The following is a 14533-nucleotide window of genomic DNA, read 5'->3' on the forward strand; positions in this document are numbered from 1 at the left end:
GCAAGCACCGGAAGCGGAATGGGGCCCAAGACGGCAACGGGAGCCGGCGCTGGTGCCATGGTCGGCGGCCTTGCCTGTGCGCTGGCGGGCGGTAAGACGGGGCAATGTCTGGTAGCCGCGGTTGCAGGCGCCATCGTCGGCGGTGCTATCGGCGCACAGCTCGATGAGCGTGACCGTCAGCGTCGCCAGGCGGCCTTGATGGAGGCGGTTCGAGAAGAACAATACTGGGCCAGCCAGCGTAGGCATGCCGCCGCCAAGCCATCCACTCCGAGAAAGGTCGCCTGGACTAATCCGGACACGGGCAATAGGGGCACGATCACGCCGCTGCGAACGGTCGTGAAAAACGATCGTGAATGTCGTGTCATGCAGGAAACCTATTTCAAGGACGGCGAGCCAATCACGGGAGAAACGACGGTGTGCAAACAGGCCGATGGCAGTTGGTCCTGATCGAGCGGTGTCGCGCAGAGGGGGCGGCTGGACAGCGGCGGCGTTTGCCGCCGCCCTTGCCAGCACGGCCGAAGTCGGGACAACCGAGGCGTCTGGCACGGTTGCTCCCCTCAGCTCCGTCGTCAGAACGGCGGATCGATCTGTCATCCCCGAAGGCATGTCCGCTCTTGGAACGGGCTTTTTCATCGCGCCTGATCGGATTTTGACGAGTGCGCATGTTCTCGCCGGTTGCGGCGTGTTCGTTGTTGCCAGCCCGATCATGGGGGTGATGCCGGCCGCGGTTGTTCGCCGTGAGGTGACGCGTGATTCGGCTGTTCTGTCGGTCGACCGCTCTTCGCCTTTTTTCCTTGCGAGGGCGCCGACGACCCCGCGTCGGCAGGGGCAATCTTTGCGTGTATTCGGCTTTCCGGAGAAGGGATCGGCAGGCAGTCCGCCGGTCTCCTATCCTGCTTGGTATGAATCCGACCTGGCCGACAGAAACGGCATTCCAGTCATTGCGGTCAGAGCCGCCATACCTCCAGGGGTTTCCGGCGCCCCAGTCCTTGATTCGACCGATGCTGTCGTTGGTGTGATCGTCGGCAGGCTCGACTCGGATCCTCAGAACGTCATAGCCCTGTCAACCGAAGGCCTATCGCCCAAAACGGTTAAGGATTTTGCCAGCGCTCCGGCCGCCCAACAGCCTAAGGCGAACCGTGCAACCTTCCTCAGATCGGGAGAACCACAGAATGCTGTGGTCCAGATTCGGTGTCGATGAAACCGCACTTCAGCTTTTTTGTCCTGTCTTGCTTGCTGGTTGCCGGATCGGTGAAGGCGGAGGAACCACTGTCGGACCAGGACTGGAAACAGGTGAACAGCTACATCAATGAGATCATGCGCACCGGCCGATCTGAAGTGGCGGTCGAATCACCTCTCAATGCCAGTCTGGATGTAATCGTAACACCTCATAAAGCCGTTTCCCGGGCTACTGGCGCGATCTGCAGCGCCGGCTGCTTCGATCCTTGCAGGCCGTTTGATCTTCAGGTGGTTCGGAACAAAGGACAGACAATCTACGAATTCAAAGGACGGAAATGCGCGTCGTCGCAGGACTTCGCGAAGTGGGAAAATGACCAGCCTGTCTCGTTGCAGCGCGTCCTCCAGCTCGCGCCTTCCGGGCCTGATCATCAGATGATCGTCGAGGCTCAGCAGTTGCTGACCGAGCTTGGCTACTATGGCTTTCGGGCGACTGAAAAATTCGATTCAGAGACGAAAGCCGCCTTGCTGGAATTCCGGGCGGATGCGCAAGTATCCGGCCCTCCCGACGACATCACGAGCGCTGACATCACGGAGATGAGGCGAACCCTCAGCCGATCCCGACCGACCGGCAGCTGTCCCGTCGATAAACCGTTCGTTGCCTGTCTCGAGCGCTGACTGCGACGTTGGGGGGCGCTGGAGAGGGGGCTGATCTTCTGTTCTTTCGGCCACAGCGGCCGATCGAGCTTAGGTCGGAAACCCAATCAGGCTGTTGAAGGTGTGTAGCAAATCGGATTCCCTGCCGTGGTTTTGCGACGGAGGCGATGATGAGCAGGCTGTTCTGGCTGGACGACGATGCTTGGGCGGCCATCGAGCCGCACCTTCCGAAGAACCAGCCGGGCGCCCGCAGGGTCGATGATCGGCGCGTGATCAGCGGCATCCTGCATGTTCTGAAGACCGGCTGCCGCTGGCAGGACTGCCCAGCCGAGTACGGTCCGCCACGACCATCTACAACCGCTTCAATCGCTGGTCCCGCGTAACCCTGCGGCGAGGGCCGCGGTGATCAGGTGATGCGGTTTCGGCTTTTGGCGAAGGCTGCCTTGCCGATGGTTCGGCGGCGGGCGAGCTTGGCGATCCGCTTCTGGATTTCGGTCACGTCGAGGGTCGTGGGATCGAACATTCCGCCGGACCAGCGCACCAGATGGTCATGGTCTTCGTGGCCAGGATCGGCGATGGCCTCGAGGAAGAGTTCGAAGCCCGGAAGGCCGCCGACGTCTTCCGGCGGGGCCCGATGCTGGCCCTCGATGAAGCGCGGGTATTCGACGGCCGGATCGGCTTCATCAAGGCTCTCGATGGCGAGCGTGTGCCGCCAGTCGTCGCCGAAGTCGTAGGTGTAGGCGAGTTCGCGCACGCCGCGCTGGACAAGGGTGGCGAGCCGGGTGGTCTTGGCCGACAGGGTCTTCTCGAAGTCCCATTCGGGATTGGGGATAGCGTAACGCCTGTCGTCGGCACGGAACTCGAACAAGTGATAGTCCTGGAAGGGCATGACCGCCTGAACGACGTCATGGAGGCCTTTGAGCGTCGTCGCCAGCGGCACCTCGACACGGCGCCAGATGGCCGGTTGCCAGTCGTCGAGTTCGATCTTCAGGCGAGCGATGCGGTCCCGATCGCTCATGAGGCGAGCGCCAGCGGCTCGTCCGCCGCCTTCCAGTTCCACGGCAGCAGTTCGTCGAGGCGGGTCTGCGGCATGTTGGCGACGCGGGCGAGAACGTCGGCGAGCCAGGCCTGCGGATCCACGTCGTTGAGCTTGGCCGTCATGATCAGCGTCGCCATGGCCGCGGCCCGCTCGGCGCCGCGGTCGGAGCCGGCGAAGAGCCACGCCTTGCGGCCGAGGGCAAAACCTCTCAGCGCCCGTTCGGCGGTGTTGTTCGTCAAACAAACTCGGCCGTCGTGGAGAAAGCGGGCAAAGCTCTCCCAGCGCGTCAGCATGTAGTCCATCGCCTTGGCGACCGGGGCATGACGCGACAGGCGCGCCCGCTCGATAAGAATCCACTCCTCCAAGTCGCCGAGGATCGGCACACTGGTCTCACGGCGAACGGCAAGGCGTGCTGCGGCGGGAAGGCCGTTGATGGTGCGCTCGATGTCGAACAGCGTGTCGATCCGCGTCACCGCCTCCAGGGCGAGCGGCGAGATCGGCGCCGCAGCCTTGCCCCGCCGGGCGCTGCCGGCGATATCGGCCAGTTCGAAGAACTTCCGGCGCGAGTGGGCCCAGCACAGAGCCTCCGTCACCGGCCCCGGACTTCGATCGGGCCGATAAAGCCGTCCGTAACCGCCATAGGCATCGGCTTGAAGGATGCCGCCGTAACCGGCGAGGTGCCGCTCGGGATGATCGCCCGATCGATCCCGGGACGCATAAAACAGGGCCGCCGGCGGCGCGGCGCCGCCGAACGGCCGATCGTCACGCACATAGACCCAGATCCGCCCCGTCACCGTCTTGCCCTTGGCCAGGATCGGCACCGTCGTGTCCCCCGGGTCCGGCCTATGGCCGGCCCGAGGGCAGGCTCTGCCGTGCAGCCGCTCGGCGGCAAGAACATGCCGCTCGATCAAATCGTGCAGCGGCCGCAGCGCGAAGCTGCAAGCCCCGACCTGGTCGGCCAGCGTCGACAGGCTGAGATCGATCCCCTCGCGGGCATAGCGCTCCGACTGCCGGTTCAGCGGTTGGTGCTGGCCGAACTTCTCGAACAGCACCATCGCCAAGAGGTTGGGACCGAGGTGGCCGCGTGGCGTCGGGTGGAACGGTGCTGGCGGCTGGCTAATCCTCTCGCACTCCCGGCAGGAGAACTTCTCCCTGACAGTCTGGATAACCTTCCACTGCCGCGGGATCACCTCCAACGTCTCGGTAATGTCCTCGCCGAGCTTCGACAGTCTGGCCGAACCGCAGCACGGGCACGCGGTCGGCGCCGGCACGACCACCCGTTCCCGCGGCAGATGCGGCGGAAACGGCTTCTTCGCGGGCCGCTGGCGCTCAAAGGAGGAGCGCACCACCGTCTTCGCCCGGGCCGCGGCCTGTTCGGCCGCCAACTCGTCCTCGGTGGCCGCCGCCTCCAGATCGTCCAGTTGCATCTCGAGCTGGTCGAGCAGCCGCGCCTTCCGCTCCGAGCGGCTGCCGTAGAGCTCGCGCCTCAGCTTCTCGATCTCCAGGGTCAGATGGGCGATCAGCGCCTGTGTGCCGGAGGCCTCCGCCTTCACCCGGGCGGCTTCGGCCTCGACCGCGGCGGCATGGCGTTCGGCCAGATCTGCGCGCTGCTCGGCCGCCGCAAGCGCGGCCTTCAGGGCGGCGATATCCTCCGGCGATCCGTCCACGCGCAAAGCTGTCCGAAGCGGTTGAACACGCCAAGGATTCTCGCAGAAAAGCCTGGCAATGCAAGGCTTTCCGCCTATCCGACCGAGCTCGGCCGCCACGTCTTTTGCGGATTGCGCCAGTCGATCCCTTCGAGCAGGTAGCCGAGCTGCGCCGGCGAGATCGTCACCACCCCGTCCGCAATGGAGGGCCACAGGAAGCGGCCGCGCTCCAGCTTCTTCGTGTAGAGGCATGCGCCCTGGCCATCATGCCAGATGACCTTCAGAAGATCGCCTCGGCGGCCCCGGAAGCAGAACAGATGGCCGCTCATCGGATCGCGCTTCAGCACCTCCTGAACCAGTAGGCGCTTTGCGCGGCCGGGAAAGCCCTTACGCATATCCGTGTGTCCCGTCGCCAGCCAGACCTTCACTCCGCTCGGGATCGGGATCATGGCCGATCCAGAACGGAGACGACCCGGGCCAGGGCCTCGGCATCCACATCGGCGTCGACGACGATCCGCCGCCCGCCGACGAGGACGATCTCCATGCGCGAGACCGTTCTCGTCATCTCCGGCCTCGGCGGCTCCAGGGCCGGCGTGAGCACCGCGGGAACGAAGGTCGGCCCGGTCTCCGATCCGATACGCTCGGCCCGAAAGACGCGCCGCCACGTCACCAATTGCGAGCGCGAAATCCCGTGACGACGCGCCGTCGCCGAAACCAGCCGAGGACCGGCCAGGCTCTCCAGCACGATCTTCAGCTTCTCCTCGTCGCTCCAGCGACGACGGCGCCCCGTCTCGACGATCTCAAGCCGCTCGAACGCCCTGTGCGTATGACTGTCCATACGCTCTGTTCTCAAGCCGAAACCTGACTCCCATAGGCAGGTGATGCGGTTGTGGCTCCTGGCGAAGCTGCCTTTACGATGGTCGGCGGCGGGCGAGCTTGGCGATCCGTTTGGATTTCGGTCACGTCGAGAGTCTTCGGATCGCACGTGCCGCCGGACCAGCGTCATCAGAGGCGCATGGTCCTCGCGATCGGCGATTGCCTCGAGGAAGGGTTCGAAGCCTGGAAGGCCACCGACGTTTTCGGGCGGAGCCCGATGCTCGCCCTCGATGAAGCGCGGGTACTCGACGGCCGATTTGGCCTGGCCGAAGCTCTCGACAAAGATCGTGTGCCGCCAGTCACCGCCGCCGTCGCGAGTGTAAGCGAGTTCGCTCTCGCTTCGCTGGACCAAACCAAAATGGCTGCGTGGCTATGATCAATCAGCCTCCGGCAAACCTGGGGCGGTTCATTGTGTGTCGTGGCTGATCCGGGATGAGGACCAGGACGAAAAGCAGATCGCAAAATACCTCTCGATGTCAGTGGAGACGCTCCCCAAGGTCTGTGGCCATCTCCATCCAGACGCAGAGGTCGGAGAGGCGTTCAGTTTTGGGCAGGGCGGGACGCAGGAGGCAGCGGAACCTGCGAAGGCACTGGTATGGCGAGCCGAGAAGACAGAGGAAATCGCAGCCGAACGCTCGCCATCCGAGAGGGAGCGGCGCTCCAAGGTTCAAATGGGCGGAGATGCAAACGCTTCGAACCCTAGTAACGCAAGGGCTGGCGATGGTGGGCGGTGAGAGACTCGAACTCCCGACATCCTCGGTGTAAACGAGGCGCTCTACCAACTGAGCTAACCGCCCGCCCGCCTGTCGCTTAGTCGTTTCGGCGCTTTCGCGCAACCGGCTAAAGGGCCAATCGAACAATCGCCATCCGGGGTTCCGGAGGAGAAAATGAACTTCCTTCGCTTTTCGTTCGAGTATCGCTTGACAGGCCCCTAAGGCTTCCGTAAATGACCGCCACCGACGCCGCTGAGGCGGTGTCGACGGAAAGCGCGGGTGTAGCTCAGTCGGTTAGAGTGCCGGCCTGTCACGCCGGAGGTCGCGGGTTCGAGCCCCGTCACTCGCGCCATTCTTTATCATCAAAATCAGAAGTTTATCGCTTTGTTCTCACGAAGCCGATGAACGCGATCTTGAAGTCGTTTCTCAAATCGCGGGCTTCCTTCTCCATGGTCCTCTTCACGGATCGCCGCTCCTGAGGCGCGGACCGAACCTCAGCCTGTCTACCCCTCGCCGAACGAGTCAGCGCCGCCCATTTGGTGACGGGATGGCGGTGCGGGCAGGATAGCGCCTTCGGTGATATCCATCCCTGAGCCGGAAGCTTCATTGCCGATGGCTGCCGCTGGTCCGTCGATAAGATTGCCGCCCGCTGGATTTCGTTCCACTGGTCGCGAGATCGCCCCATTCGCCAATCAATGGCCACCGCGGAGCCCTTGAAGGCTCGTCACGGCCGCCGAGAATGGTATAGGAGAAGTCCCGCTACCCGCGGGCGCGTTGTCCTGACACGCCAGCATGCATGAGACGCCGAGCAGGCTGACCCGAAGTTGAGACAGAGAAGCCGATGACCATTCTCGAGCGCTACATCTTTCGGCGGGTCCTGACCCTTTCGATCGGCGCTTTGCTCTCGCTTCTCCTCGTCATCTGGATTACCCAGGCGCTGCAGCGCATCAACATCGTGACCACGACGGCCGCCGCCGCGGGCAAGGTGATGTGGCTGGCGGTCCTGATGGTGCCCAATCTCGCGATGGGCATCCTGCCTTTTGCCCTGCTCATCGGCGCCATTCAGGCGCTGAACGCATTGAATGCCGATTCGGAGCGGGCGGCCATCTCCGCGGCCGGGGGCTCGATGCGTATTCTCGGACGGCCCGTCCTGCTGCTTTCGGCGCTTTTCACGCTGGTGATGCTGATCGACGCCAACATCGTCTCTCCTGCGGCACAGCGCACGTTCTATCGAGGCATGAGCCAGGTCAACGCGGACGTCATCACGCTTTTCCTGAAGGAGGGGCGCTTCGAGGAAGTTCAAAAAGGGTTGTATCTCAGCGTCGGCTCCGTGCGCGGCTCGACCGTCCGAGGTCTGTTTATATCGGACCGACGCGACCCGGTCATGGATCTGACCTATCTCGCGGAGGAGGGGCGGATCATCGAGAACGGAGATGAGGCCTATCTCCTGCTCTATAACGGCCAGCTTCATCGCCGCAAGGTCGGCGAGTCGGCGGTCTCGATCATTCAATTTCAAACCTACGCGTTCGACTTGTCGGACCTCCGGGGCGACCACGGCGGCACCTGGACGCGCACCTCCGAGCGTTCGACGGCCGAGCTGCTGTCGCCCGATCCGAACGACCCGCAATATCGCGCAAGACCAGGTTCGTTCGCCGAGGAACTGCACGAGCGATTCTCTGAGTGGCTCTATTGCGTCGCCTTCGCGCTATGGGCGCTTGTCGTCGCCGGACAGCCGCGAACGAACCGGCAGAAGACGAGTCAGGCTCTGACGCTGGGACTTGGCGGCGCCATGGGGCTGCGCGCGCTAGGATTCGTCGTCACATCGGTCGCGGGTCGAAACGATCTCTTCGTTTACGCACTCTATGCCCTGCCGCTCGCTTCCATCGTGTCCAGTATCATTCTTTTGAAAACCGGTAAGGATATCGGTGAAATCCGCTCGGTTCGCATCGCGACCGATCGGATTCTCGCATTTGGCGCGCTGCTCCGCCGCGCCGTTCCGCTTGGCGGGCGGTCGCGGCGCGGGGCGAGCGAGCGCAGCTGAAACATTCATCCGCCGATCACTTGAAAAGAGCCGGCACAAAGCACAGGCCGAGCCTTGCGCGCGCCTTTGCGAGGGGGTAGTTGACGGAAAAATGCGAAAGCCCGGGGCTGATTTGTGCCGTGGCTTCGCCTATCTCTGGACAGGAAACCGCCTCATGGCAGAACTCCTCGGCTCCTATCTTCCAATCGTCATCTTCATCCTGGTCGCCCTTGTGGTTGGGCTGGGCCTTCTGGTGGCGCCTTTCATGGTCGCCTTCAAGGCGCCTGACGACGAGAAGCTCTCCGCCTACGAGTGCGGCTTCAATGCCTTTGACGATTCGCGCATGCGTTTTGACGTCCGCTTCTATCTGGTGTCGATCCTTTTCATCATCTTCGATCTCGAGGTTGCCTTCCTCTTTCCGTGGGCGGCGACGTTTGGTCGGCTTGGTTGGTTCGGCTTCTGGTCGATGATGGTGTTCCTCGCCGTCCTCACTGTCGGTTTCGTCTACGAATGGAAGAAGGGCGCCCTCGAATGGGAGTGATCGGACGATGAGCCGAACCATGGACCGCCAAAATCCCACGCCGGACACGGCTGCTTCGACCGCTATTGCGCGGCCGGACCCGTTCGTGACCGACATCAACAATGAACTCGCCGACAAGGGCTTTCTCGTCACGGCCTCGTCGGAGTTGATCCACTGGGCCCGTACGGGCTCGCTGATGTGGATGCAGTTCGGCCTTGCATGTTGCGCCATCGAGATGATTCACATGTCGATGCCGCGCTACGACTGCGAGCGCTTCGGTTTCGCGCCGCGTGCCAGCCCGCGCCAGTCCGACGTGATGATCGTCGCGGGTACACTGACCAACAAGATGGCGCCGGCGATGCGCAAGGTCTACGACCAGATGCCCGAGCCGCGCTACGTCATCTCTATGGGTTCGTGCGCGAACGGCGGCGGCTACTATCACTACTCCTATTCAGTCGTTCGCGGCTGCGACAGGATCGTCCCGGTCGACATCTATGTGCCGGGGTGTCCTCCGACTGCGGAGGCGCTTCTTTATGGCGTCTTGCTGCTTCAGAAAAAGATTCGCCGCACTGGCACGATTGAGCGCTAGGGCGGAAAGGACGGTCCAATGAACGAGCTGGCGGACTATCTGAAGGAAGCCCTTGGGGAGAAGATCGAGGAATCGATCATCTCCAATGGCGAGCTGACCATCGTCGTGGGCTCGCAGGATATCGTCTCCGTGATGACGTTTCTGCGGGACGACCCGCAGACCCAGTTCATTTCGTTCGTCGATCTTTGCGGGGTCGATTATCCGGCCCGTGAGCAGCGTTTCGATGTCGTCTATCATCTGCTTTCGCCGCGTCAGAATCAGCGCGTTAGGATCAAGGTTCGCACCGGAGAGGACGAACCCGTTCCTTCGGTGTGCGACGTTTTCCCCGGGGCGAACTGGTTCGAGCGCGAGGCCTATGATCTCTACGGTATCCTGTTCACCGGCCACCCGGATCTTCGGCGAATCCTGACGGATTACGGTTTCGAGGGCCATCCGCTGCGCAAGGACTTTCCGCTGACCGGATATGTCGAGGTGCGCTACGACGAGGAGCTGAAGCGCGTCATCTATGAGCCGGTGGCTCTGCGCCAGGAGTTCCGCAACTTCGATTTCCTCTCGCCGTGGGAAGGCGCCGAATATGTGCTGCCGGGCGACGAGAAGGCGAGGCAGTAGGAGAGGCTCGTGACGGCTAGGAAGGTGACAGGAAAATGCCTCTGCGGCGCCGTCCGCTTCGAGGCCGTTGTTGAGAAGCTCGAGGTCGGGGCGTGCCACTGCGGCATCTGTCGGCGCTGGGCCGGCGGTCCGTTCATGGCGGTCGGCGCCTCGGCGGCGGTTCTCTCCGGTATCGACGACCTCGGAATCTTCCAGTCGTCGGAGTGGGGCGAACGCGGCTTTTGCCGGGAATGCGGCAGCTCGCTCTTCTGGCGCAGTCGCGACGAAAGCCATTACGCGCTGTCCGTCAACGCTCTCCAGGACGCCTCCGATGCGACGTTCTCGACCGAGATTTTTATCGACTCGAAGCCGGCTTGGTACGACTTCGCCAACGACACGAAGAAAATGACCGGCGCCGAGGTCTTCGCGGCCTTCGCGCCCGCCCAGGAAGTGCCCCATGGCTGAGGTCAACGTCCGCAATTTCAACATCAACTTCGGGCCGCAGCATCCGTCCGCGCATGGCGTTCTTCGTCTTGTGCTGGAGCTGGATGGCGAGATCGTCGAGCGCGTCGACCCGCATATCGGGCTGCTTCATCGCGGCACCGAGAAGCTGATCGAGTACAAGACCTACCTGCAGGCGTTGCCCTATTTCGATCGCCTCGACTATTGCGCTCCCATGTCGCAGGAGCATCCCTTCTGCTTGGCGATCGAGCGGTTGGCCGGCATTGAGGTTCCCAGGCGCGGCCAAATCATCCGTGTTCTCTATTCGGAGATCACGCGCATCATGTCGCATTTGCTCAATGTGACGACGCAGGTCATGGACGTGGGCGCTCTGACGCCGCCCCTCTGGGGCTTCGAGGAGCGCGAGAAGCTCATGCTCTTCTATGAGCGGGCTTCGGGCGCGCGCATGCACGCCGCCTATTTCCGGCCTGGCGGTGTTCATCAGGACCTGCCGCCGCAGCTCGTCGATGATATCGGCGAGTGGTGCGACCCGTTCCTCAAGGCGATGGACGACCTGGACGCGCTGGTCACGGAAAACCGCATCTACAAGCAGCGCAACGTCGGAATCGGCGTCGTGACGCCGGAGGAGGGGTGGGCACGCGGAATGAGCGGCCCGATGATCCGCAGCGCCGGCGTGGCCTGGGATCTCAGGAAGGCTCAGCCCTACGACGGCTACGAGGAGTACGACTTCGATATTCCCGTCGGTAAGAACGGCGACTGCTACGATCGCTATCTCATCCGCATGGAAGAGATGCGCCAGTCGACGCGTATCATGAAGCAGTGTGTCGAGCGGTTGCAGAGCGCAGGTGGTGCCGGCCCGGTGATCTCCACCGACGGCAAATTCGCGCCTCCCAAGCGTGGTCAGATGAAGCGCTCGATGGAATCGCTGATCCATCACTTCAAGCTTTACACCGAGGGCTTCCACGTCCCGGAGGGCGAGATTTACGCCGCGGTCGAGGCGCCGAAGGGCGAACTCGGCGTCTATCTCGTTTCCGACGGAACCAACAAGCCTTATCGCTTGAAGATCCGGCCGCCGGGTTACGTCCATCTTCAGGCGATGGACCACCTCGGCCGCAAACACATGCTGGCGGATATGGCCGCGCTGGTCGGTTCGATCGACGTCGTCTTCGGCGAGGTGGATCGGTGATGGCGCGCGGCGACGGGAGGAGTTTTTCACCCGACGCTGCACCCTTCTATTCTGTCGGAGAGGCGGGCCGCAGGGCCGGCCTCACGACACGGGCGAAGGCTCTCTTCGCGTGGCGGTCAACTCTTAGGATGCAGGCGATTTGCGGCGTCTCTGGGTGCTGGCCTTTTCGGCCTTCTGTGCTAGAAGCGCGACGATACGAGAGCTGGTTAGAAAAATTCTACTCCATCGAGTCGAGGTCCGATGTCTGTTAGACGTCTTGCCGAAGATCGGGAACAACCCGACCACTTCGCGTTTACCGACGAAAACGCCCGCTGGGCCGAACAGACGATCCGCAAGTACCCGGAAGGACGTCATCAGTCGGCGGTGATTCCGCTGCTCATGCGGGCGCAGGATCAGGAAGGCTGGGTCACGCGGGCGGCGATCGAACATGTGGCGAACATGCTCGGAATGCCGCTCATCCGTGTGCTGGAGGTCGCGACCTTCTACACGCAGTTCCAGCTGAAGCCGGTCGGGCGCCATGCCCACGTTCAGGTTTGCGGCACCACGCCTTGCATGCTGCGCGGGGCGGAAGGGTTGAAGGAAGTCTGCCGAAACCGCATTCATCACGAGCCGCTCCATGTCTCCGGCGACGGCGGACTGTCGTGGGAGGAGGTGGAGTGTCTCGGCGCTTGCGTCAACGCGCCGATGGTGATGATCGGCAAGGACACCTACGAGGATCTGTCGCCGGAGCGTCTGGAGGAGATCATCGATCTCTTCGCCCAGGGCAAAGGCGACAGCGTTCCAACCGGACCGCAGATCGACCGCCATCTTTCGGCGCCGATCGGCGGACCCACCACTCTGACCAGCCTCGATGATGGTCGCGAACCCGCTCCGCGTAGCGGCGGAACGACGTCGTCTGGGCGTACAGAAGCGAGGGACACCGGTCCCTCCAAGGCAGCTCGCCCCGAAACCCACGCGACGGAGACCGCTCCGGCGATCAACGGTCCTGCTCGGGAGGCGGTCAAGGAAGAGGCGTCGGCGACAGATGACGCGGCCAGCGTCGATGCCTCCGCCGGCGCCGGCGCGCCCGCGTCGGGACATACGGGCGGGCGGCAGGAAGGCCCGAACGACACGGTCGAGCAAGAGGCGGTCGCCCATCACGAGGCCGAAGCGACGGGCGGACGCGACCCGGCCGGGTCGCTCGCCGCGCGAGAGGCCGTGGCCGAGGCGGCGGTGGTTCCGGATGTGAGCCGGCCCGACGATCAGCCGGCTCCGGAGCGGCGCGCGCACGGTCCGGTTGACATGACCGGCCTCAACAAGACTGAAAGCAGCGTTCCGGAAGGGCGCAGGACCGGGACCGACGACACGACCGCAGGTCCCGCGGCCACCGACAGCTTCTCTGACGGTAAGGGAAATGGCGGCGGTGAGGCCGGCGAGCCCGGTCTTGAGCGCGAGGCGCCCAAGCCTGTCGGCCGCAAGCCGGAGCTTCTGAGCGAACCGGACGGCCAGAAAGATGATCTCAAGCGGATCAAGGGCATCGGCGATGTGATCGAGCAGCAGCTCAACGAGCTCGGCGTCTTCCACATTCGACAGATCGCGGCCTGGGGCCAGGAAGAGCTGTTCTGGATCGACGATCATCTGAACTTCAGAGGCCGGTCGATCCGGGATCGCTGGGTTGACCAGGCGAAGGAACTGGTCGCGGAGACCGGTGCCGCATCCTCCAATGTCGGCGGGGAAGCCTGAGATGCTGAGCGACAAGGATCGTATCTTCACCAACATCTATGGCCTTTCCGACAAGAGCCTGAAGGGCGCGATGAAGCGCGGCCTGTGGGACGGCACTGCCGACATCCTGGCCAAGGGGCGTGACTGGATCATCAACGAGATGAAGGCGTCGGGCCTGCGCGGCCGCGGCGGTGCGGGTTTCCCGACCGGTCTCAAATGGTCGTTCATGCCGAAGCAGTCGGATGGGCGCCCGCACTATCTGGTCGTCAACGCGGACGAGTCGGAGCCCGGCACCTGCAAGGATCGCGAGATCCTGCGCAACGATCCGCATACCCTCGTCGAGGGGTGCGTCGTCGCTGGCTTCGCCATGGGGGCCCATACCGCCTTCATTTATGTGCGCGGCGAGTTCATTCGCGAGCGCGAGGCGCTGCAGCGGGCCATCGACGAGTGCTATGACGCCGGGCTTCTCGGCCGCAACAACAAGTGCGGCTGGGACTTCGACATCATCGTCCACCATGGCGCTGGCGCCTACATCTGCGGCGAGGAGACGGCTCTCCTCGAAAGCCTCGAAGGCAAGAAGGGTCAGCCGCGGCTGAAGCCGCCTTTCCCCGCCAATGTCGGCCTTTATGGTTGCCCGACCACGGTCAACAATGTTGAGTCGATCGCCGTGGCGCCGACCATTCTGCGTCGTGGCGGCGCTTGGTTCGCGGGGATCGGGCGGCCGAACAATGTCGGCACGAAGCTTTTCATGATCTCCGGTCATGTCGAGCGGCCTTGTGTCGTCGAAGAGGCGATGGGCATAACCTTCCGCGAGCTCATCGAGCGGCATGCCGGCGGTATTCGCGGCGGATGGAACAACCTTCTGGCGGTGATCCCCGGCGGCGCGTCCTGCCCGATCGTTCCGGCTGAGGACATCATGGACTGCGTGATGGATTTCGACGGGTTGAGGGAGGTGAAGTCCTCCTTCGGCACGGGCGGCGCCATTGTCATGGACAAGTCCACCGACGTGGTGAAGGCCATCGCTCGCATCTCCTACTTCTTCAAGCACGAGAGCTGCGGTCAGTGCACGCCGTGCCGCGAGGGAACGGGCTGGATGTGGCGCGTGCTGGAGCGGATGGTGACAGGCAACGCCCAGAAGACCGAGATCGACATGCTGCTCGACATCACCAAGCAGGTGGAAGGGCACACGATCTGCGCGCTCGGCGATGCCGCGGCGTGGCCGATCCAGGGATTGATCCGTCACTTCCGCGCTGAGATCGAGCGCCGTATCGACGAGTTTTCCCGCAATGCCGATGCGAGCCGCCCGGTTCTTGTGGCGGCGGAATAAAAACGGAATTTCGCCTCGTCTCGGCGGGGCCGT

The 14533-nt window shown here is 63.3% G+C and carries 15 protein-coding genes, 2 tRNA genes and 2 pseudogenes; 13 read left to right on the plus strand and 6 right to left on the minus strand.

The genetic code is table 11. The features are described 5' to 3' along the window. Positions 1-18: 18 nt before the first annotated feature. The 4 genes and pseudogenes from B5D38_RS01270 to B5D38_RS01285 all read left to right on the plus strand — a co-directional run. Entirely contained in the window at positions 19-447 is a 429-nt protein-coding gene (locus B5D38_RS01270) for an RT0821/Lpp0805 family surface protein (protein WP_165690751.1), read from the plus strand. Continuing rightward, positions 431-1201 carry a S1 family peptidase gene (locus tag B5D38_RS01275; RefSeq protein ID WP_078706557.1) on the plus strand — a complete coding sequence of 257 codons (771 nt, stop codon included), beginning with the start codon at positions 431-433 and terminating at the stop codon, positions 1199-1201. The genes B5D38_RS01270 and B5D38_RS01275 overlap by 17 nt, the downstream gene beginning before the upstream one ends. Further along, complete coding sequence (locus B5D38_RS01280) at positions 1198-1854, plus strand: peptidoglycan-binding domain-containing protein (protein ID WP_078706558.1); 657 nt, start codon at positions 1198-1200, stop codon at positions 1852-1854. The genes B5D38_RS01275 and B5D38_RS01280 overlap by 4 nt, the downstream gene beginning before the upstream one ends. 149 nt (positions 1855-2003) lie before the next feature. After that, a pseudogene (locus tag B5D38_RS01285) lies at positions 2004-2212 on the plus strand (transposase); the annotation flags it as partial. A 27-nt stretch (positions 2213-2239) separates the two neighbouring features. Here B5D38_RS01285 and B5D38_RS01290 read toward each other — a convergent pair. The 6 genes and pseudogenes from B5D38_RS01290 to B5D38_RS01315 form a co-directional block, all read right to left on the minus strand. Further along, complete coding sequence (locus B5D38_RS01290; protein ID WP_078706559.1) at positions 2240-2851, minus strand: plasmid pRiA4b ORF-3 family protein; 612 nt, start codon at positions 2849-2851, stop codon at positions 2240-2242. Further along, the gene (tnpC, locus tag B5D38_RS01295; protein WP_078706710.1) at positions 2848-4539 is read right to left on the minus strand and encodes an IS66 family transposase; all 1692 of its coding nucleotides are present in this window, start codon (positions 4537-4539) and stop codon (positions 2848-2850) included. The genes B5D38_RS01290 and tnpC overlap by 4 nt, the downstream gene beginning before the upstream one ends. A 74-nt stretch (positions 4540-4613) precedes the next feature. Beyond that, a complete protein-coding gene (gene tnpB / locus B5D38_RS01300) occupies positions 4614-4967 on the minus strand; it encodes an IS66 family insertion sequence element accessory protein TnpB (protein WP_078706560.1) in 354 nt (117 codons plus the stop codon). Next, positions 4964-5356 (minus strand): IS66-like element accessory protein TnpA, encoded by a 393-nt coding sequence (gene tnpA, locus B5D38_RS22435; protein ID WP_245318710.1) that lies wholly within the window; start codon positions 5354-5356, stop codon positions 4964-4966. The genes tnpB and tnpA overlap by 4 nt, the downstream gene beginning before the upstream one ends. 237 nt (positions 5357-5593) lie before the next feature. Continuing rightward, a pseudogene (locus B5D38_RS22800) lies at positions 5594-5746 on the minus strand (IS1096 element passenger TnpR family protein); the annotation flags it as partial. Positions 5747-6115: 369 nt separating this feature from the next. Then, positions 6116-6191: transfer RNA gene (locus tag B5D38_RS01315), tRNA-Val, on the minus strand. 191 nt (positions 6192-6382) lie between these two features. On the opposite strand from B5D38_RS01315, the gene B5D38_RS01320 reads away from it, so the two are divergent. The 9 genes from B5D38_RS01320 to nuoF all read left to right on the plus strand — a co-directional run bounded on the left by B5D38_RS01320 (position 6383) and on the right by nuoF (position 14500). Continuing rightward, a tRNA-Asp gene (locus B5D38_RS01320) sits at positions 6383-6459 on the plus strand. A gap of 489 nt (positions 6460-6948) precedes the next feature. Further along, positions 6949-8148 (plus strand): LptF/LptG family permease, encoded by a 1200-nt coding sequence (locus B5D38_RS01330; protein ID WP_078706564.1) that lies wholly within the window; start codon positions 6949-6951, stop codon positions 8146-8148. 154 nt (positions 8149-8302) lie between these two features. Then, positions 8303-8668: an NADH-quinone oxidoreductase subunit A gene (locus B5D38_RS01335; protein ID WP_078706712.1), complete on the plus strand. Its 366-nt coding sequence runs from the start codon at positions 8303-8305 to the stop codon at positions 8666-8668. 19 nt (positions 8669-8687) lie between these two features. Then, positions 8688-9236 (plus strand): NuoB/complex I 20 kDa subunit family protein, encoded by a 549-nt coding sequence (locus tag B5D38_RS01340; protein ID WP_078706711.1) that lies wholly within the window; start codon positions 8688-8690, stop codon positions 9234-9236. A gap of 18 nt (positions 9237-9254) precedes the next feature. Next, the gene (locus B5D38_RS01345) at positions 9255-9845 is read left to right on the plus strand and encodes an NADH-quinone oxidoreductase subunit C (protein WP_078706565.1); all 591 of its coding nucleotides are present in this window, start codon (positions 9255-9257) and stop codon (positions 9843-9845) included. A gap of 9 nt (positions 9846-9854) precedes the next feature. Then, complete coding sequence (locus tag B5D38_RS01350) at positions 9855-10289, plus strand: GFA family protein (RefSeq protein WP_078706566.1); 435 nt, start codon at positions 9855-9857, stop codon at positions 10287-10289. Further along, positions 10282-11472, plus strand: a complete 1191-nt coding sequence (locus B5D38_RS01355) for an NADH-quinone oxidoreductase subunit D (RefSeq protein ID WP_078706567.1) — start codon at positions 10282-10284, stop codon at positions 11470-11472. Before B5D38_RS01350 ends, B5D38_RS01355 begins: the two co-directional genes overlap by 8 nt. 240 nt (positions 11473-11712) lie before the next feature. Beyond that, positions 11713-13194, plus strand: a complete 1482-nt coding sequence (gene nuoE, locus B5D38_RS01360) for an NADH-quinone oxidoreductase subunit NuoE (protein ID WP_078706568.1) — start codon at positions 11713-11715, stop codon at positions 13192-13194. Between the two features lies 1 nt (position 13195). Then, entirely contained in the window at positions 13196-14500 is a 1305-nt protein-coding gene (nuoF, locus tag B5D38_RS01365; RefSeq protein WP_078706713.1) for an NADH-quinone oxidoreductase subunit NuoF, read from the plus strand. The last annotated feature ends 33 nt before the right edge of the window (positions 14501-14533 follow it).

Source organism: Consotaella salsifontis (assembly GCF_900167365.1).
GTDB lineage: Bacteria > Pseudomonadota > Alphaproteobacteria > Rhizobiales > Rhizobiaceae > Consotaella > Consotaella salsifontis.